The sequence below is a fragment of the Streptomyces decoyicus genome, assembly GCF_019880305.1.
GTDB lineage: Bacteria > Actinomycetota > Actinomycetes > Streptomycetales > Streptomycetaceae > Streptomyces > Streptomyces decoyicus.
The window spans coordinates 2,440,596-2,459,032 of record NZ_CP082301.1 but is presented as its reverse complement, the minus strand read 5'-3'; the positions used below and the strand labels follow the sequence as shown (position 1 = coordinate 2,459,032).

Below are 18,437 nucleotides of genomic sequence, written 5' to 3'. Positions count from 1 at the left end.
GAGCCTACCCCTGTTCCCGACGCCCTGTCGGTAAAAGGTTCCCACTCTCGCTCTCGCCCCCGCTCCCGCTCCCGTCAGGGCAGCGTGAGGATCTCCGCCCCCGTGTCCGTGACCACCAAGGTGTGCTCGAACTGCGCGGTCCGCTTGCGGTCCTTGGTCACCACCGTCCAGCCGTCGTCCCACATGTCGTAGTCGTAGGACCCCAGCGTCAGCATCGGCTCGATCGTGAAGGTCATGCCGGGCTTGATGTCGGTGGTGTGGTGCGGGCTGTCATAGTGCGGAACGATCAGACCGGAGTGGAAGGAGGAGTTGATGCCGTGACCGGTGAAGTCACGGACCACTCCGTAGCCGAAGCGCTTGGCGTAGGACTCGATGACCCGGCCGATGATGTTGATCTGGCGGCCCGGCTTGACGGCCTTGATCGCGCGGTTGAGCGCCTCACGGGTGCGCTCGACGAGCAGCGTGGACTCCTCGTCCACCTCGCCGCACAGGTAGGTGGCGTTGTTGTCGCCGTGCACGCCGTTGATGTACGCGGTGACGTCCAGGTTCACGATGTCGCCGTCCTTGAGGACGGTCGAGTCCGGGATGCCGTGGCAGATGACCTCGTTGAGCGAGGAGCACAGGGACTTGGGGAAACCGCGGTAGCCGAGCGTGGACGGATAGGCGCCGTGGTCGCACATGAACTCATGGGCGACCCGGTCCAGTTCATCGGTCGTCACGCCCGGCGCGATCAGCTTGGCGGCCTCCGCCATCGCCTGGGCGGCGATCCGGCCGGCGATCCGCATCCGCTCGATCGTTTCGGCGTCCTGCACCTCGGGCCCCGTGTAAGGGGTGGGCGCGTCCTTCCCGACGTACTCGGGGCGCGGGATCGAGGCAGGGACGGGGCGGGTGGGGGAGATCTTCCCCGGGACAAGAAGCGACTGGCCAGACATGCCAGCGAGTGTATCCGCGGGCCGTCGGGCAGGATGGTGGCACAGAAGCATCCACAGGAGGCGGCAATGGCGCTGTTCAAGAGGCGTACGGTCGGCAAGCCCGGCGAGTGGTTCTACTGCCTCGAGCACCGGACGGTCGAGGAGGGGCCCCAGTGCCGGGCCGCCGACCGCCTCGGCCCGTACGACACCCGCGAGGAGGCCTCCCACGCCATGGAGACCGCCCAGGAGCGGAATCTGGAGTGGGAGACCGACCCCAAGTGGCACGACGACCCGCAGAAGGGCAAGAGCGGCGGGGCGGACGCCTAGGGGGTACCTCCCCCTAGGGCGGCGGGGCGGAAGGCCAGGGCTTGCGGGACGGACGTCCGGGGCGGCGGGCCCGGTAGGCGTCCCCGCCGCGTCCCTGGCCTCACGCCGTCGCCGGGTCCGCGTTTGGGGTCTGCGCGGCCGGACCGGCACCCTCGACGCCGCGCGCACCCTCGCCGTCCGGTGGCCCGGCAACGGCGGCCCGGCGCTCCCGCATCCGCCGGGCATGCTCATCGGTCCTGGCGTCGTACGCCATCAGCTTCGGCAGCCCGAGCGCCAGCAGCCCGACCCCCGCGAAGCACAGCAGCCCGCCCCACGACACCGACGCCCGTACGCTCGTCAGCGCCGCCATGCCGCCGATCCGGACCTGGCCCAGCTGCGGGCCCGCCGAGTACGAGAGCAGCTCGATACCTGCCAGCCGGCCGCGCAGTTCGTCGGGGATGGTCTGGTTCCACATCGCCGAGCGGAAGATGCCGCTGACCATGTCGCAGGCACCGGCCACGGTCAGCAGGAGCAGCACCAGCCAGACGTTGCGCAGCTGCCCGGCCGCCGCCATCGCCAGCCCCCAGCTCGCGGCGGCCAGCGCGATCGCGCGGCCCTGCCGGTGGATCCGTGAGGTCCAGCCGCTGGTCAGGCTCACCAGGAGGGAGCCGGCCGGCAGCGCCGCGTACATCAACCCCAGGGCCCAGGGGGCGTCGAGATCGTCGGCGAGGAACGGGAAGATCGCCAGCGGGAAGGCGAAGAGCATCGCGAGGACGTCGATGGCGTAGGTGCCGAGCAGCTCCTTGCGGCTCCAGGCGTAGCGCGCGCCCTCGGCGATCCCGCGCAGCGACGGTTTCTCGGCGTCGTGCGAGGCGGGCGACGGCGCCAGCTTCAGGGCGAGCAGCACCGAGAGCACGAAGGTGACCGCGTCGATGGCGTACGCCCAGCGCAGCCCGGCAAGGGCCAGCAGCCCGCCGGCCAGCGCGGGCCCGGCGATCGCGCCGATCTGCCAGCGCAGCGCGTTCAGGGCGGCGGCCGCGGCGAGCTGCTCGTGCGGGACGATCCGCGGCACGATCGCGTCCAGGGCCGGCCGTTGCAGACCGGTCAGCGCGCTGGTCGCCGCCGCGGCCGCATACAGCGGCCACACCACCGGGTGCGGCAGCAGGCTGTTGAGCAGCAGGAGCACGGAGACCAGGCCCAGCGCGGCCTCGGTCCACAGGACCAGCCGACGGCGGTCGAAGGAGTCCGCGAGTGCCCCGCCGTAGAGACCGAAGACGATCAGCGGGACCAGCTCCACCGCGCCCAGGGCCCCGACCGCGAGCGTGGAGCCGGTCAGCTCCTTCAGCTGGAGCGGCAGGGCCACGAAGGACAGCGAGCTGCCGAAGACCGTGACCGCACCCGCGCACCACAGCAGCCGGAAGTCGCGCGAGCAGCGCCAGGGGGCCAGATCCGGCAGCAGCGCGGAGAGGCGTCGGCGTGCGCGAGGCGCAGGGGGCGAACCGGATGAGCCAGGTGAGTCAGGTGAACCAGATGAATCGGGTGAACCAGGTGAAGGGGATGCGGGGGGAGGAAGCGGGCCGTCCGAAGTCACGGTGCACCATCGTGCGCGCGGACGCGGGGCGGCGCAAAGGGTTTTCACCGGCCTGCGGGGCGGGCCTCGCGGGCTACCAGCGAGGCGGCGGCGGGGCGGTCAGTCCGTCGGCGAGGCGGGCCAGCCGGTCGCGGAAGCGGCGGTGACCTCGGGGCGCGGGCAGGCTGTTCTCCCCGGCGGCCGCGCTCACCAGATGCTGGACCGTGTCGAGGTCGAGGTCCGCGGGCGGCTCGTCCGCACCGTCGGGCACGGCCGGGGGCGCGGCGAGGGCGTCATGGGCCAGGGCGTGCAGATCGCGGTCGCCGCCGTCCAGGGCGAGCACCGTCGCGCCGTTGCGGCGGGCGTCGTGCACCCGCTCCAGCAGCCCGGCGCCCGGCTGCTCCGGCGTGACGACCAGCAGGGTCTCGCCGCGCCCGGCCGCCGCCAACCGGCCGAGCCCCACCGCCAGATGGGGCGGCGCTCCGCCGGGGACACGATGGCGCACCAGGGTCGGCGACAGCTCGGGCAGGCCCGACCAGGCGGCCTCGTCGTCGAGATGGGCGGCCAGATGCCAGGGCTCGTACGCGGCGCTGCCGACCAGCAACAGCCCCCCGCCGTGCGGGGCGACGGCACCGCGCAGCGTCCCCGCGAAGCGGCGGGTGGCCTGCACCCACTCGGTCCCGGCGAGCACCTCACGCAGCAGGGCGACCCGTACGGCATCCATGGCCCGGCATCCTGCCCCAGGGCGGCACCTTCCGGTTGCCGTTTCAACGAGCGTCACCCGTACGGGAGGTGGGGCGGACGGCCGGGACGGTAGGCGCGCGCCGCCCGGCCCGTTGCCGTCCCGGCCGGCCCGCCGGGGTCTCTACCGGACGGGCGGCAGGCCGGCGGCGGAGAGCCGACGTCCAACCTCTGCCACGGCCTCTTCGCTCAGCGGGCGCTGTGGGAAGGCGGTGGTGCCCCCGTCGATCACGCCGAGGAGATGGAGCGCCGCCTTGAACGCGCCCAGTGCGGAGGAGCTGCGGCCCATCTCGGCCTCGGGGCCGGCGTCGACCATGGCGAACAGGGCGGCCAGACGCTCCTGTTCGGCGGCCGCCCGCTCCCAGTCGCCGGACCGGGCGGCGTCGTAGAGGCGTACGTAGGCCGCCGGGTCGACGTTGCCGATGCCGGGGACGACGCCGTCGGCGCCGGCCAGCAGGGCGGCGTCCACGGTCAGTTCGGAGCCGGTGAGGACCGCGAAACCGGGGGCGGGGCCGGTGTGCCGGGCGGTGCGGCCGCCGAGTTCGACGATCAGACGGCGCAGCGAGCCCTCGTCGCCGCTGCTGTCCTTGAGGCCGGCGAGGGTGCCGTCCTCGGCCAGCTCCCGCACCAGTGACGGGGGCAGCTTGCTGTGCACGGCGACGGGGATGTCGTAGGCGAACAGCGGGAGGTCCACGGCCGTGCGGAGGTGACGGAAGTGCGCGGCGATCTCCCGGGGATGGGTGCGGGTGTAGAAGGGCGCCGTGGCGACCAGGGCGTCGACGCCGAGGGCGGCGGCGGTCCGGGCGTGGTCGAGCACCCGGGGCGTGGTGGTGTCGATGACGCCGGCGAGCACCGGGACCCTGCCGTCGGCGGCCTTGAGGACGGCTTCCAGTGCGGTGCCGCGCTGGGCGTCGGTGAGGTAGGCGACCTCGCTGGTGGAGCCGAGGGCGAACAGCCCGTGTACCCCGCCGTCGATGAGGTGGTTCACCAGGCGGGCCAGCGAGGCGGTGTCGATCTCGCCGCGCGGGCCGAGGGGGGTGCAGACCGGTGGGATGACGCCGTGCAGGGGTGCGGGCAGTGCCATGGGGGCTCCGGGGGGCTCCGAGTCAGACATAGGACATGGGATGTCCTATGTCGAGCACAATAGACCTGTTCACAGGCGGTCGGTCAAGGATCCGCGGCCCCGGCAGGGGCGGTGGCGGACGGGCCGGCGGCACGGCAGGCGTGGGAGCGGGAGAGGGAGATTCCATGGCGCGAGGGACGATGGCCGAGGATGTGCAGGCGCAGATCAAGCAGTTGATCCTCCAGCGCGAACTGACGCCGGGCGATCCGCTGCCCACCGAGGCCGAACTGGTCGGCCTGCTCGACGTCAGCCGCAACTCGGTGCGCGAGGCGCTCAAGGCGCTTCAGGCCATGCGCATCGTGGAGATCCGGCACGGCTTCGGCACCTACGTCGGCCCCCTCACCCTGGAGCCGTTCGTCGAGGGCGTCGCCTTCCGTGCCGCGGTCCGCCACCACCAGGGCGAGTCGAGCCTGTACGAGCTGATGGAGGTCCGCGAGGCGCTGGAGGCGGGCCTGATCGGCACCGTCGCCCGCAACCTGCCCGCCGAGGACCTCGCCGTCCTCAAGGGGTTGGTGCAGCGGATGGCGGAGGAGGCGCGCGGCGGGCAGGTGCTGAGCGACACCGACCGGGCCTTCCATCTCGCCCTGTACCGCTCGATGGGCAATCATCTGCTGAGCGAGGTGCTGGACGCATTCTGGGCGGCGCTGCGCCGGGTGCGCGAGGACCTCTCCGACGACGGCCCCGATCCCGACGTGACGTACCGTCAGCACAAGGAGATCGTGGACGCGTTGGAGGCGGGCGACGGCGACCGCGCCGTGGAGGCGATACACCGGCACTTCGACGGCATCCGGCGCCGGCTGACCGAGTAGCGGCGGCAGCGCGGCTGACCGAGCAGTGACGAAAGTGCGGCGGGCCGAGTGGTGGCGGAAGCGCGGCTGACCGGGTAACGACGGAAGTGCGGCGGGCCGAGTGGCGGCGCAAGCGTGCCTGACGGGCGCCCTCATGGGCGCCGCCACGCCCGTTCACCGGGATTTCACTCTGAGTCGACGGTGCCTTTGCCCACACGGAAAGGTGCCATGTGCGGTGCCTTGACGGTCAGTTGGGCACTCCCTATGGTCGCCGCAGGACAAGGGACGTCCTACGTCCTTGCCCGTTGGGGGTGACCCATGGCGTACGAGAGCTCAGTGCCGTACCGGGCCGGGACCGAAAAGGACGCCGGCCCCGGTCCCGCGCAGCCGGCCGCCCGCGCCCCGCTGTCCCGCCGCACCGGCCGCGGCCGCGGCAGCGGCCCGGCCCCGCGGAACGCGCCCGCCCCCGCCAGGCTCCCGGCCGCCTGCTCCGGCCCCGTATGCCTCGACCGCGGGAGCGTCGGACCGCTCCACGGGAAGGGCGGCTTCAGCGCGTACTCGACGATCACCTTCCGCCGCATCCCCGTGGAGGAGCCGGTATGACGAGCAACACCGTGCACCGCAGAACGGTCCTGGGCGGGGCGGCCGCCCTCGCCGCCGGCTTCGCGCTCGCCGGCTGCGGCGACAGCGGGGACGGCGACGGCAACGCGCCCCGGGAGCGCAAGAAGGGGCAGAAGATCCAGCTGACCTTCTGGTCCTGGGTGCCGGGCATCGACAAGCCCGTCGACCTGTGGAACCGCAAGAATCCCGAGGTGCAGGTCAAGGTCGAGAAGGTATCGGCCGTCAACGGCCAGCAGTACGCGAAGATGCACGCCGCCATCAAGGCCGGCAACCCGCCCGACCTGGGCCAGATCGAATTCCCCGTCGTCCCCGGCTTCCTGCTCGACAACGGGCTGCTCGATCTCGCCCCGCTCGGCGCCGCCCGCCACAGGAACAAGTTCTTCGGCTGGCAGTGGCAGCAGTCCGTCTTCGGCAAGGGCGTCTACGCCATCCCGCAGGCCTCCGGGCCGATGGGGCTGTTCCTCCGCCAGGACCTCTTCGACAAGTGGGAGGTGCGGACGCCGCGGACCTGGGACGAGTACGAGACCGCCGCCAAGGCCGTCCGCAAGAAGGGCGCCTGGATCGAGACCTTCGCCCCCACCAACGGAAACCGCTTCTCCGGCCTCGCCTGGCAGGCCGGCGCCAAGTGGTACGGGACGCACGGCGACACCTGGATCGTGCACATCGACGACGAACCCACCCGCAGGGTCGCCGATTACTGGGAATCCCTCGTCAGGCAGAAGCTGGTCAAGACCATCCCGGACCGGCAGAACGCCTGGTACAAGGATCTCCAGACCGGTGCCATCCCGTCCTGGGTGGGCGCGAGTTGGGGCGATGCCCTACTGGTCGGCAACGCGCCGGACACCAAGGGGAAGTGGCGGGCCGCGCCGCTGCCGCAGTGGAAGGCGGGCGAGCAGGCCTTCGCCAACTGGGGCGGCTCGACCACCGCCGTCTTCGCCGGGGCGAGCTACCCCAAGGACGCCCTGGACTTCGCCGTCTGGCTCAACACCGACCCCGAGCCGATCGCGCTGCTGATCGACGGCGGCTACGGCTTCCCCAGCGCCAAGAAGGGCTATGCCACCACCGACCTCGATGTCGACAAGGACTTCTTCGGCGGCCAGGCGTACAGCAAGGTCTTCGCGGACGCCGGAGCGCATGTGGACACCAGCTGGCGGTGGGGACCCGGCGTGGACACCCTCTACCAGCGGCTCGGCGACGCCTTCACCGATGCGCTCGCCGACGGCAGCTCCTTCCGCTCCGTCCTCACGAAGGTGCAGCGCCAGACCCTCGCCGACCTCAAGGACAAGGGCCTGAAGGCGGAGAGCGGCGGGTGAGCCGGGACACGCTGAGCCGGCCGGAGCCGGCCGTACGGAAACGGGCGCGCAAGGACACCGGCAGCCGCCCGCGCCGCGCCTCCCGCACCGAGGCCCGCAACGCCCGCGCCGCGGCAGGGTTCGTCCTGCCCTTCCTCGCCCTCTTCGGCCTCTGCTTCATCGCCCCGATCGGCTACGCCCTCTACCAGAGCCTCCAGAAGACCGAACGCGCCGGACCGCTCGGCCTCGGCGGCAGGGAACAGGAGACCTTCGCCGGCCTCGCCAACTACGCCCATGCGCTCGCCGACGACCGGTTCCTGACCGGCTTCGGCCGGGTGCTGCTCTTCGGCGCCGTCCAGATCCCGCTGATGATCGTGCTGGCCACCGCCCTTGCGCTGCTGCTGGAGAGCGCGAGCGCCCGCGGGGTCGCCTTCTTCCGCAGCGCCTTCTTCCTGCCGTACGGCGTGCCCGGAGTGATCGCCTCGATCCTGTGGGGGTTCCTGTACGTCCCGGGCATCAGCCCGCTGGTGAAGACCGCCGATTTTGTGGGCTGGGACGTCGACTTCCTCTCCCGCGGCACCGTCCTGTGGTCCATCGCCAACATCGTCACCTGGCAGTTCACCGGCTACAACATGCTGGTGCTGATCGCCCAGCTCAAGGCCGTACCGGGGGAGCTGTACGAGGCGGCGCGGATCGACGGGGCGGGCGCCTGGCAGGTCGCCCGGCACATCAAGCTCCCGCTGATCCGGCCGGCGCTCGTGCTCACCACCGTCTTCAGCATCATCGGCACTCTCCAGCTGTTCGCCGAACCCATGGTGCTGCGCCCGCTGGCCTCCTCCATCGACTCCGGCTTCACGCCCAACCTGCACGCCTACAGCGAGGCGTTCGTCGGCAACAACCAGCATGTGGCGGCGGCCGAGGCGGTGCTGCTGGCGGTGGTGGCGTGCGTGCTGTCGTTCGGCTTCCTGCGGCTGGCCGGCGGGCGCGCCAAGGGGCACAGATGACCCGGCCCCCGGTCCGCCACCGGATCATCACCGCCTCGCTGCTGACCGTCGCCGCGCTCTACTTCCTGGTGCCCGTCTACTGGCTGGTGGTCTCCGCCACCAAGAACAGCGCCGACCTCTTCGGCACGTTCGGCTTCTGGTTCTCCGACCATCCGCACCCCGTCGACCACCTCGTCGCCGTCCTCACCTACGACCACGGCGTCTACGCCCGCTGGTTCGCCAACTCCCTCTTCTACGCCGGGGCCGGCGCGGTCTGCGCCACCCTGCTGTCCGCATCGGCCGGCTATGCGCTGGCCAAATTCCCGTTCCGCGGCCGGGAGGCGGTCTTCAACGTGGTGCTCGCCGGGGTGCTGATCCCCGGCACCGCGCTGGCCCTGCCGCTCTACTTCCTCTTCAGCGCGATGGGTCTGTCCAACACCTACTGGGCGGTGCTGATCCCCAGCGTGGTCAGCCCGTTCGGCGTCTATCTGTGCCGGATCTACGCGGCGGCCGCGGTCCCGGACTCGCTGCTGGAGGCGGCCCGGATCGACGGTGCGGGCGAGGCCAGGATCTTCGGCGGGCTCGGGCTGCGGCTGATGACCCCGGCGCTGGTGACGGTCTTCCTGTTCCAGTTCGTGCACATCTGGAACAACTACTTCCTGCCGCTGGTGATGCTCTCGGACTCCGACCTCTATCCGATCCAGCTGGGCCTGACCTCCTGGACCGGCTACGCCGACCGCCAACCGGTGCTCTACCAGTACACGGTGGGCGGCGCCTTTCTGTCCGTGGTGCCGCTGATGGTGCTGATGACGGTGCTCCAGCGCTACTGGCGCACAGGCCTGACCGAGGGCAGTGTGAAGGCGTGACGGTCCGCGGTCACGGCATGACCGGTTCGTCCGTGACCGGATGACGGGTGTGTGCACACGTACGACGGGATCGTCGTGACGGCAGGACCGGATCACTGTGGAGGGACTGGCCGGCTCGCCGTCCATGCGTGACAGGATCGCTGTCATGACTACTCCTGATGATGCCCGGTTCTCCCCGAACGCCGCGACCCGCGCGAAGGCCGCCCTCAAGCGCGACCCCTGGGACCTCCCGGACGTTTCCGGCCTGGTGGTCGGTGTCCTGGGCGGCACCGGAGACCAGGGCCGCGGACTGGCCTACCGGCTCGCCCGGGCCGGCCAGAAGGTGATCATCGGCTCCCGGGCCGCCGAGCGCGCACAGACCGCCGCCGGCGAACTCGGCCTGGGCATCGAGGGCGAGGAGAACGCCGTCTGCGCCCGGCGCAGCGATGTCGTGATCGTCGCCGTGCCGTGGGAGGGCCACGCCAAGACCCTCCAGGCGCTCCGCGAGGAGCTGGCCGGCAAGCTCGTCATCGACTGCGTCAACCCGCTCGGCTTCGACAAGAAGGGCGCCTACGCGCTCAAGCCGGAGGAGGGCAGTGCCGCCGAGCAGGCCGCGGCCCTGCTGCCCGAGGCCCGGGTCACCGCCGCCTTCCACCATCTGTCCGCGGTGCTGCTCCAGGACCCGGAGACCGAGCAGATCGACACCGATGTGATGGTTCTCGGCGAGTCCCGCGCCGACACCGACCTGGTGCAGGCGCTGGCCGCCCGCATCCCCGGCATGCGCGGTGTCTTCGCCGGCCGGCTGCGCAATGCCCACCAGGTCGAGTCGCTGGTCGCCAACCTGATCTCGGTCAACCGGCGCTACAAGGCGCACGCGGGGCTGCGCATCACCGACGTCTGAGCCGTCCGTCCGCGGCGCCGGTGGCGGTCGCCGACGGACCGATGACCGGCGCACACGGGGCATGGGGGACACTGGGGAGGACCGCACCACTCCCGACAGGAGCCGCTCCCATGCCCCTCTTGCCCCCGCCCGGCCCGGGCCGCCGGCTCGCTCTCATGGCCCTCGCCGTGTGTGTCCTCTCGGTCGCCGCGGCCGTCGTCGCGTTCGTCGCGGGCAGCTTCTTCGGCATCGTCTGGATCCTGCTGGCGGGCATCTCCAGCAACATGGCGTGGTTCTACATGCGCCGGGCGAAGGTGCAGCGGGCGCAGCAGGCCGGCTGAGCCCGGCCCGTCAGAAGAGGCCGCCGGTCTGCGGCAGCTGCGGCTCGCCCTGCCAGAAGCGGAAGAACTCGTGGCCGAGGTAGGTGTCGATCGCGGAGACGCCGAGCCCGCGCAGGACCGTGTTCACCAGCTCGAAGAACACCTGGTTGACCTCCGGGACCCACAGCAGCCCGAAGACCGCCAGCAGTCCGAACGGTGCGAACGGCTCCACCTGCCGCCGCAGCTTGTGCGACAGCCACGGCTCGATCACCCCGTAGCCGTCCAGGCCCGGCACCGGCACGAAATTCAGGATCGCGGCGGTCACCTGGAGCAGCGCCAGGAACGCCAGCGCGAAACGGAACGGAGCGGGCACGCCCGCCAGCCCGTTCAGCCAGAACGGCGCCGTGCAGACCGCCGCGAACACGATGTTGGTCAGCGGCCCGGCCGCCGAGATCAGGCTGTGCCGCCAGCGGCCCTGGATCCGGCCGCGTTCGATGAACACCGCGCCGCCCGGCAGCCCGATCCCGCCCATGATCACGAAGATCACCGGCAGCACGATGCTGAGCAGCGCATGGGTGCTTCAGCGGGTTCAGCGTCAGATAGCCCTTGGCCTCCACCGAGATGTCGCCGCTGTGCAGCGCGGTGCGGGCGTGTGCGTACTCGTGCATGCACAGCGACACCACCCAGCCGGACACCACGAACAAGAACACCGCGAAGCCGGTGTAGCCGGGGACCGCTCCGCTCCACACCGCCCATCCCGACCCCGCCATGACGGCGACGAGCGCGAGGAAGACCGGGCTGATGCGGCGGTCGGCGCGTCGGATTGCTGTGGTCATGGTGCGGGGCTCCCGGGGGGTCTGGTGAGGGGCAGCCCTGACCGTAACCGCGTCACGGCGGCCGGCGCATCGGTTCCGTGCCGACGGGCTCGCTCACGGAACCCTGCCCAGGACCCGTGACCGAAAACGACGCCCGGCGCCTGCGGAGTCCGGCCTTGAACGACAATGGGCCGGTGCGCTACGGAATTCTCGGCACCACCCAGGCCGACCGGGCCGACGGCACCCCCGTCGCGCTCGGCGGGCCACGCCTGCGCGCGCTGCTCGCCGCCCTCGCGCTGCGCCCCGGGCGGGCGCTGTCCCCGGACGTGCTGATCGCCGACATCTGGCACCTGGACCCGCCCGCCGACGCGGCCGGTGCGCTCCAGGCACTGGTCGGCCGGCTGCGCCGTGCCCTGGGGCATGCCGCGGTCGTCTCGGCCGACGGCGGCTACCGGCTGTGCGCCGAGCCCGACGCCGTCGACCTGCACCGTTTCGAACGGCTCGCGACCGAGGGCGGCCGGGCACTCGTCGCCGCTGACCCGTCGGGCGCCGCCGCCCTGCTGGACGAGGCCCTGGCGCTCTGGCGCGGCCCGGCCCTCGCCGATCTCCCCGACGCGGGCGTCGAGGCGGCCCGCGCCGAGAGCCGCCGGCTGGACGCCCAGCGCACCCGCCTCGCCGCCGACCTGGCCCTCGGCCGGGCCGAGGGCGCGCTGCCCACCCTCGTCGCGCTGTGCCGGGACCATCCGCTGGACGAGCCGCTCCAGGCGCTGCGGCTGCGTGCGCTGCGCGCCGCGGGCCGCACGGCGGAGGCACTGGCGGCCTACGAGGAGATACGCACCGGCCTCGCCGACCGCCTCGGCGCCGACCCGGGCCCGGAACTGCGCGCCCTGCACGCGGAGCTGCTGCGGCCGCCACCGGAGACGGCTCCGCCGCCTGCGCACCCGCCGTATGCACACCCGGCCCAGGGAGCCGCGGCCGCCGCCCCGTACGGCACCGGCACCTCGAATGGCGCGGGAGTCCCGTACGGCACCGGCACCTCGAATGGCGCGGGAGTCCCGTACGGCACCGGCACCCCGTACGGCACGGGTGACCCGTACGGCACGGGTGACCCGTACGGCACGGGAATGACCCACGCCCCCCACGCCCCCCACGCCCCCCACGCCCCCACCGGTACTCCCCACGGCGCCGGCCCCGCGCACCGGCCGGGCTCCGTCGCCGGCGCCGCCGCCCTCGCGGCCGTCCCGGCCCCCTTCCTCACCCCGGCCCACCCCCGCCCCGGCAACCTCCGTGCCCGGCTCACCTCCTTCGTCGGGCGGGACGCCGATCTGGCGGCGATCCGCACGGATCTGGCCCGGCACCGGCTGGTGACGCTGCTGGGCCCCGGCGGTGCCGGCAAGACCCGGCTGTCGCAGGAGGGCGCGGAGACCGCCGCGGCCGCGCTGCCGGACGCCTGGCCGCACGGTGTATGGCTGGCCGAGCTGGCGCCCGTGGACGATCCGCAGACCGTGCCCGAGGCGGTGCTGACCGCGCTCGGCGCCCGCGAGACCGTCGTCCGCGGCACCACAGCGGACGGCCTGCGGGCCGCCGCCGACCCGACCGCCCTGGACCCGCTCGGCCGGCTCGCCGAGCACTGCGCGGGACGCCGGATGCTGCTCGTCCTCGACAACTGTGAGCATGTGATCGGTGCCGCCGCCGAGCTCGCCGAACGGCTGCTGGCCGACTGCCCCGGTGTGACGGTGCTGGCCACCAGCCGGGAGCCGCTGGCCGTACCGGGCGAGGTGCTGCGGCCGGTCGAGCCGCTGCCCGACCCCGTCGCGCTGCGGCTGCTCGCCGACCGCGGGGCCGCCGCCCGCCCCGGCTTCCGTATCGACGCCGACGAGGAAACCGCGGCGGCCTGCACCGAGATCTGCCGCCGGCTGGACGGACTGCCGCTCGCCATCGAACTCGCCGCGGCCCGGCTGCGGTTGCTCTCGCCGCGGCAGCTCGCCGACCGGCTCGACGACCGCTTCCGGCTGCTGACCAGCGGCAGCCGTACGCTGCTGCCCCGCCAGCAGACGCTGCGCGCGGTCGTGGACTGGTCCTGGGACCTGACCGACGAGCCCGAGCGGGCGGTGCTGCGCCGGCTGTCCGTCTTCGCCGGCGGCTGCGATCTGGCCGCCGCGGAAGAGGTGTGCGCGGGCGACGGCGTCGACGGGCGCGAGGTGGCCGGGCTGCTCGGCTCGCTGATCGACAAATCACTGGTGGTGGCGGCCCCTGCGCCGGACACACAGATGCGCTACCGGCTGCTGGAGACGGTGGGGGAGTACGCCGGCGAGCGGCTGGACGAGGCGGGGGAGCGGGGCGGTGCCGAGCGCCGCCACCTCGTCGCCTACCGCGAACTGGCCCGCACCACCGACCCGTTGCTGCGCGGCCCCGGCCAGCGGGCGGGCATGGAGCGGCTGGAGCTGGAGCACGACAACCTGCGCACCGCGCTGCGCCGCGCCCTCGCCGCACGGGACGAGCACGAGGCGCTGTGCCTGGTGCTGTCCCTCCAGTGGTTCTGGTCGCTGCGCGACCACCGCAGCGACGCACGCCACTGGGCGACGGTGGTCGGCGCACTCGGCCCCAACCCCTTCGCCCCGCCTGCCGAACCGGCCCCCGACCTGCACGAGAGGCCCATCGACAACCCCCCGCCGATGGCTCCCGACCAGCTGCTGGAGGCCCGCCGCGAGGTCCGGCTGGTCGCGCTCTCCAGCAGGGACAGCGATTTCGAGGCGCTGCGCGATCCGGCGATGCAGGAGGAGCTGGCCGGGATGCTCACCGTCTACCGCACCGGCATGCCGCAGACCTGCAAGGTGCCCGGCGCGCTGTGGTACTACGCGGTGATGATCACCGGGCGGTTCGACGAGCTGGCCGTGTTCGTCGACAGCGCGGTGCAGGCCTGCCGCGACTTCGGCTACGAATGGGAGCTGGGCTACCTCCTCCAGCTCCGCTCGAAGATCCTCAACGACCGTCCCGGCGGGCTGGCGCAGGCGGCCCGCGATGCCGACGAAGCGCTGCGCACGTTCCTGCGGATCGGCGACGCCTGGGGCGCGGCCGAGGCGCTGTCGGGGCGCGGCGAAACCCATGAGAGGCGGGGTGCGTACGCGCTCGCGGCGCGCGACTACCGGGCGGCGACGGTGCACGCCGAGAAAGTGGGGGCGCACGGTCAGACCCTGCTGCTGCGCTGCCGCCTGGGTGCCGTGCTGATCGAGGACGGCCAGGAGGAGGCCGGCGAGCGGCTGCTGCGCGAGGTGCTGGCCGACGCCGCGAAGGGCAACTGCGGCCGCGACACCGAGCCGTTCGCCCGGCTGACCCTCGCGATGTGGCTGACGATGAAGGGGGCCCGCCAGGAGGCGCGGGCGGAACTGCAGGTGGTGCGCGAGATCTTCAGCCCGCGCGCCCCGGACCTGTTCACCGGGATACTGGAGATGTCGCTGATCTCGCTGGATCTGGACGAGGGGCACCGCGACGAGGAGCTGCTGACGAGGTTCCGGACGGCCATGGGCCGCATGCAGGACTCCCTCACGCAGATGATCGCGCCGGACCTGCCGGTGCTGCAACTCCTCACCGGTGCGCGGGTGTTGATGGGGGTGCGGGGCGAGTCCGCGGGGCGGGACGCGGCGCGCCTGGTGGGGGCGTACGACGCGCTGCGGGCGAACAGCCATGTCCCGCCGCGGGTCATCCGCGACGACCGGGCCCGTACCGAGGCGGCCGCGCGGGCGCTGCTGGGCGATACGGCCTATGCACAGGCGTACGCCGAAGGCGGTGGCCTCTCCATCGGAGAAGCCACCGCCCTCATCTGACGCGAGCCGGGCGAAGGGCCGTCCCGCAGAGAAGTCCCCTGCAGGACGCGCGTCAGGTCTTCTTGCGGAACTTCGCCACCGCGAGCGGCATGGTGACGGCCGTGATGGCGACCGCCCAGCCGAGCGTGACCAGCGTCGGGTGCGCCACGGCACCGTGGTGGTTGACCAGCGCGCGGGCCGCGTCCGCGAGGTTGGACAGCGGGTTGACCTTGGCGAAGCCCTCCAGCCAGCCGGGCATCGACGTCGGCGGCGCGAAGATCGACGAGCCGAACTGGAGCGGCATCAGCACCAGCATCGCCACGCCCTGCACCGCCTGCGGGGTCTTCATGGCAAGGCCCAGCAGGATGAAGATCCACATCATGGCGGCACAGAAGGCCATCGACAGCAGGATCGAGCCGAGGAACGCCAGTATGCTGCCCCGGACTTCCAGGCCCAGCAGAAAGCCCATGCCGAGCAGGATCGCGGTGGCGAGCAGCATCCGGCCGAGTTCGACGACGATCTTGGCTATCAGGACCGAGGACCGGGCGATGGGCATCGTCCGGAAGCGGTCCATGACGCCCTTGCGGAAGTCCTCGTTGACGCCCGTGCCCACCGCCATGGCGATGTTCACCGCCATGATCCCCATCATGCCGGGCACCAGATTCTGCAAATAATCCTGCTGATGGCCCTTGCCGGCGATGGCGCCGCCGAAGACATAGACGAACAGCAGGATGAAGATGATGGGCATCAGCAGGACGTCCATCATGGACTCCGGGTCCTGCTTGATCTGCAGGGCGTTGCGCCGCACCAGCGCGCCGATGTGCCGCAGATTGGCGCGGATGCCGATCCGGCCCTCATCGCCGTCGGCCTTCACCCGTGGCGCCGTCATCGTCGCGGCGCTCATGCTGAAACCTCGCTCCGCTCGGCCTCGCATGCGCGCGGCACGCACCTTTCGATGATTCGCTCGCTGCGCTCGCTCATGCCGATACCTCCACGTACTGCTGTTCCTTGTCGTCCTCGGATGCCTCGGCCTCGGAGGTCTTCTGGCCGGTGATGGCCAGGAACACCTCGTCCAGGCTGGGCAGATGGGTACTGATCCCGGCGAGCGCGATGCCCTCCCGGCCGAGCACGTTGACCACCGCGGTCAGCTGCTCGTCGCTGATGATCGGTACGTTGACCACACCCCCGTCGTGGTCAGCGGTGGCGCCCGCGATGCCGTCCAGACCGGCTCGGGCGATGGCGCCCGCCATCCGCTCCAGCTCGCCGGGGTCCGACGGCCGGATCTGGAGCGTGCGCCCGCCGACCTTGGCCTTGAGCTCGTCGACCCGCCCCTCGGCGATCACCCGGCCGCGGTCGATGACCGTCAGCTCGTTCGCCAACTGCTCGGCCTCTTCCATGTACTGGGTGGTCAGCAGCACGGTCGCGCCCTCGCGCACCATCCGCTGGACCTCTTCCCACACCTCGTTACGGGTGCGGGGGTCCAGGCCGGTGGTCGGCTCGTCCAGATAGAGGACGGCCGGCCGGCCGATCATCGAGGCGGCCAGGTCGAGCCGGCGGCGCATCCCGCCGGAGTACTTGGCCGCGGGCCGCTTGGCGGCCTCGGTCAGCGAGAACCGCTCCAGCATCTCGTCCGCGCGCCGGCGGGCGTCCTTGCGGGGCAGATCGAGCAGTCGCCCGATCATGTAGAGGTTCTCCCAGCCGGAGAGCTTTTCGTCGACCGAGGCGTACTGCCCGGTCAGGCCGATCGTGCGGCGCAGCGCGCGGGGCTGGCGCACCACATCGAAGCCGGCCACGAAGGCGCTGCCGGAGTCCGGCACAAGGAGGGTGGACAGGCACCGTACGAGGGTCGTCTTGCCGGCGCCGTTGGGGCCGAGCACGCCGAGCACCGTGCCTTCCTTCACGTCCAGGTCCACCCCGTCGACGGCCTTGACCGTGCCGAAGTGCTTGACCAGACCGCGCACCTCCACGGCGTTGCCGCCCTTGGTGGTTATCGTCTGTCGCGTCATGCCCCAAAGGTGCCAGCCGCCACCGACAGCGCACCGACAGTTCGCCGACAACGCGCTGCGCTTGGCTATTGGCCCACGTTTTTGGCTATCCCGCCGTGGTGGTTGCTCGCCGTTTGTCGCCCGCTGCGCGGTGCGCTCGCCGTTGCGCCTGCGGCGGGCGGGTCCGCTGCGCGGGCTGTCGGGTGCGGTGCCGCTCCTCCGGACTTCGTCCTGCGGCGCGTCCCCTCCCGTTGGGGGATGGGGGAAGGCCGGTGGGGTGGGCGTAGGTGGTCCGGTGCTGCTTGTGGATCATTTGGAAACGGCCACGTCGGTGGCCCGCCCCCACCCACGTTTCACCCATCCACTTACGGGAGGGGGCGGGCCGGAGGGGCGTGGTGTGTGGGGCTCTGCTTCCGAAGGCTCCAAGAAAGAGCAAAGGCGGAGCGTAAAGCGAAGCAGTCCACACACCAGGCCCCGGAGGTCCGTCACCGCACCCGCAGCCCCGCGCAGCGGACCCGCCCGCCGCAGGCGCAACGGCGAACAACCACGGCGGGAAAGCTAAAAACGTGGGCGGTTAGTGAAACGTGTGCTCCCCGGCAGGGAACGCGCCGCCGACGACGTCCTCGGCGAACGCCTTGGCCGCTCCGCCGAGCAGCTCGCGCAGTTCGAGGTACTTCTTGACGAACTTCGGTACCCGGCCCGCGGTCATTCCGGCCATGTCGGTCCAGACCAGGACCTGCGCGTCGCAGTCCAGCCCGGCGCCGATGCCGACGGTCGGGATGTGCAGCGAACGGGTGACCTCGGCGGCCAGTTCGGCGGGTACGGCCTCCAGGACGACCGCGAAAGCACCGGCGTCCTGCACCGCCTTGGCGTCCCGCAGCAGCTGCTGGGCCGCCTCCTCGCCGCGGCCCTGTACGGGGTAGCCGCCGTAGGCGTTGACCGACTGCGGGGTCAGCCCGACATGCGCCATCACCGGAATGCCGGACGAGACCAGCAGCTCCACCTGGTCGGCGGAGCGCTCACCGCCCTCCAGCTTGACCGCGCCCACTCCCGCTTCCTTGACCAGCCGGGTGGCGTTGCGCAGCGCCTGCACCGCGCCTTCCTGGTACGAGCCGAACGGCAGATCGCCGACCACGAGCGCGCGCTTGGTGCCCCGGACGACCGCCGCGGACAGCAGGGTGATCTCGTCCATGGTGACCGGCACGGTGGATTCGTAGCCGAGGTGACAGTTGCCCATCGAGTCACCGACGAGCAGAACGGGGATTCCGGCCTCGTCGAAGACGGAGGCGGTCATGGCGTCGTACGCGGTGAGCATCGGCCACTTCTCGCCGCGCTCCTTGGCGGCGGCGATGTCGCGGACGGTGATCCGCCGCGAGCTGGTGCCTCCGTACAGCGACTTGTCGACCGGCTTCTGGGCAGGCGAAAGCTGCGTCATGGTGACGGCTCCTGTTCGT

At 72.0% G+C, this 18,437-nt stretch carries 16 protein-coding genes and 1 pseudogene; 9 read left to right on the top strand and 8 right to left on the bottom strand.

The features are described 5' to 3' along the window. Window positions 1-74: 74 nt before the first annotated feature. Complete coding sequence (gene map / locus K7C20_RS10745; RefSeq protein WP_030084523.1) at window positions 75-932, bottom strand: type I methionyl aminopeptidase; 858 nt, start codon at window positions 930-932, stop codon at window positions 75-77. 66 nt (window positions 933-998) lie between these two features. On the opposite strand from map, the gene K7C20_RS10740 reads away from it, so the two are divergent. After that, on the top strand, window positions 999-1,238 hold the full coding sequence (locus K7C20_RS10740; RefSeq protein WP_030084525.1) for a hypothetical protein: 240 nt from the start codon (window positions 999-1,001) through the stop codon (window positions 1,236-1,238). A 100-nt stretch (window positions 1,239-1,338) separates the two neighbouring features. On the opposite strand, the gene K7C20_RS10735 is transcribed toward K7C20_RS10740, so the two are convergent. The 3 genes from K7C20_RS10735 to K7C20_RS10725 form a co-directional block, all read right to left on the bottom strand. Further along, window positions 1,339-2,676 (bottom strand): MFS transporter, encoded by a 1,338-nt coding sequence (locus K7C20_RS10735; protein ID WP_078952953.1) that lies wholly within the window; start codon window positions 2,674-2,676, stop codon window positions 1,339-1,341. A gap of 205 nt (window positions 2,677-2,881) precedes the next feature. After that, window positions 2,882-3,511 carry a hypothetical protein gene (locus tag K7C20_RS10730; protein WP_053208740.1) on the bottom strand — a complete coding sequence of 210 codons (630 nt, stop codon included), beginning with the start codon at window positions 3,509-3,511 and terminating at the stop codon, window positions 2,882-2,884. 141 nt (window positions 3,512-3,652) lie between these two features. Beyond that, a complete protein-coding gene (locus tag K7C20_RS10725; protein WP_053208741.1) occupies window positions 3,653-4,612 on the bottom strand; it encodes a dihydrodipicolinate synthase family protein in 960 nt (319 codons plus the stop codon). A 164-nt stretch (window positions 4,613-4,776) separates the two neighbouring features. Between K7C20_RS10725 and K7C20_RS10720 the strand changes: the two genes are divergently transcribed. The 7 genes from K7C20_RS10720 (at window position 4,777) to K7C20_RS10690 (ending at window position 10,401) form a co-directional block, all read left to right on the top strand. Beyond that, window positions 4,777-5,460, top strand: a complete 684-nt coding sequence (locus K7C20_RS10720; protein ID WP_030084535.1) for a FadR/GntR family transcriptional regulator — start codon at window positions 4,777-4,779, stop codon at window positions 5,458-5,460. 297 nt (window positions 5,461-5,757) lie between these two features. Beyond that, window positions 5,758-6,042: a hypothetical protein gene (locus K7C20_RS10715; protein ID WP_053208742.1), complete on the top strand. Its 285-nt coding sequence runs from the start codon at window positions 5,758-5,760 to the stop codon at window positions 6,040-6,042. Then, window positions 6,039-7,373 (top strand): ABC transporter substrate-binding protein, encoded by a 1,335-nt coding sequence (locus K7C20_RS10710; protein ID WP_053208743.1) that lies wholly within the window; start codon window positions 6,039-6,041, stop codon window positions 7,371-7,373. The genes K7C20_RS10715 and K7C20_RS10710 overlap by 4 nt, the downstream gene beginning before the upstream one ends. Further along, the gene (locus K7C20_RS10705) at window positions 7,370-8,356 is read left to right on the top strand and encodes a carbohydrate ABC transporter permease (protein WP_030084542.1); all 987 of its coding nucleotides are present in this window, start codon (window positions 7,370-7,372) and stop codon (window positions 8,354-8,356) included. Before K7C20_RS10710 ends, K7C20_RS10705 begins: the two co-directional genes overlap by 4 nt. Beyond that, entirely contained in the window at window positions 8,353-9,201 is an 849-nt protein-coding gene (locus K7C20_RS10700) for a carbohydrate ABC transporter permease (RefSeq protein ID WP_030084544.1), read from the top strand. The genes K7C20_RS10705 and K7C20_RS10700 overlap by 4 nt, the downstream gene beginning before the upstream one ends. Before the next feature lie 145 nt (window positions 9,202-9,346). After that, on the top strand, window positions 9,347-10,081 hold the full coding sequence (npdG, locus tag K7C20_RS10695; RefSeq protein ID WP_053208744.1) for an NADPH-dependent F420 reductase: 735 nt from the start codon (window positions 9,347-9,349) through the stop codon (window positions 10,079-10,081). Between the two features lie 110 nt (window positions 10,082-10,191). Continuing rightward, on the top strand, window positions 10,192-10,401 hold the full coding sequence (locus K7C20_RS10690; RefSeq protein WP_030084550.1) for a hypothetical protein: 210 nt from the start codon (window positions 10,192-10,194) through the stop codon (window positions 10,399-10,401). Window positions 10,402-10,411: 10 nt separating this feature from the next. On the opposite strand, the pseudogene K7C20_RS10685 reads toward K7C20_RS10690, so the two are convergent. Next, window positions 10,412-11,216, bottom strand: a pseudogene (locus K7C20_RS10685) (site-2 protease family protein). Window positions 11,217-11,371: 155 nt separating this feature from the next. Between K7C20_RS10685 and K7C20_RS10680 the strand changes: the two are divergent. Continuing rightward, the gene (locus K7C20_RS10680) at window positions 11,372-15,019 is read left to right on the top strand and encodes a BTAD domain-containing putative transcriptional regulator (protein WP_246655294.1); all 3,648 of its coding nucleotides are present in this window, start codon (window positions 11,372-11,374) and stop codon (window positions 15,017-15,019) included. A gap of 52 nt (window positions 15,020-15,071) precedes the next feature. Here the strand turns inward: K7C20_RS10680 and K7C20_RS10675 are convergent, their stop codons facing one another. The 3 genes from K7C20_RS10675 to panB all read right to left on the bottom strand — a co-directional run bounded on the left by K7C20_RS10675 (window position 15,072) and on the right by panB (window position 18,418). Continuing rightward, complete coding sequence (locus K7C20_RS10675; protein ID WP_030088389.1) at window positions 15,072-15,902, bottom strand: ABC transporter permease; 831 nt, start codon at window positions 15,900-15,902, stop codon at window positions 15,072-15,074. Between the two features lie 73 nt (window positions 15,903-15,975). Further along, window positions 15,976-17,004, bottom strand: coding sequence for an ATP-binding cassette domain-containing protein (locus K7C20_RS10670; RefSeq protein ID WP_030088391.1), 1,029 nt, complete (start codon window positions 17,002-17,004; stop codon window positions 15,976-15,978). Between the two features lie 553 nt (window positions 17,005-17,557). Further along, complete coding sequence (panB, locus tag K7C20_RS10665; protein ID WP_030088393.1) at window positions 17,558-18,418, bottom strand: 3-methyl-2-oxobutanoate hydroxymethyltransferase; 861 nt, start codon at window positions 18,416-18,418, stop codon at window positions 17,558-17,560. Between the last annotated feature and the right edge of the window lie 19 nt (window positions 18,419-18,437).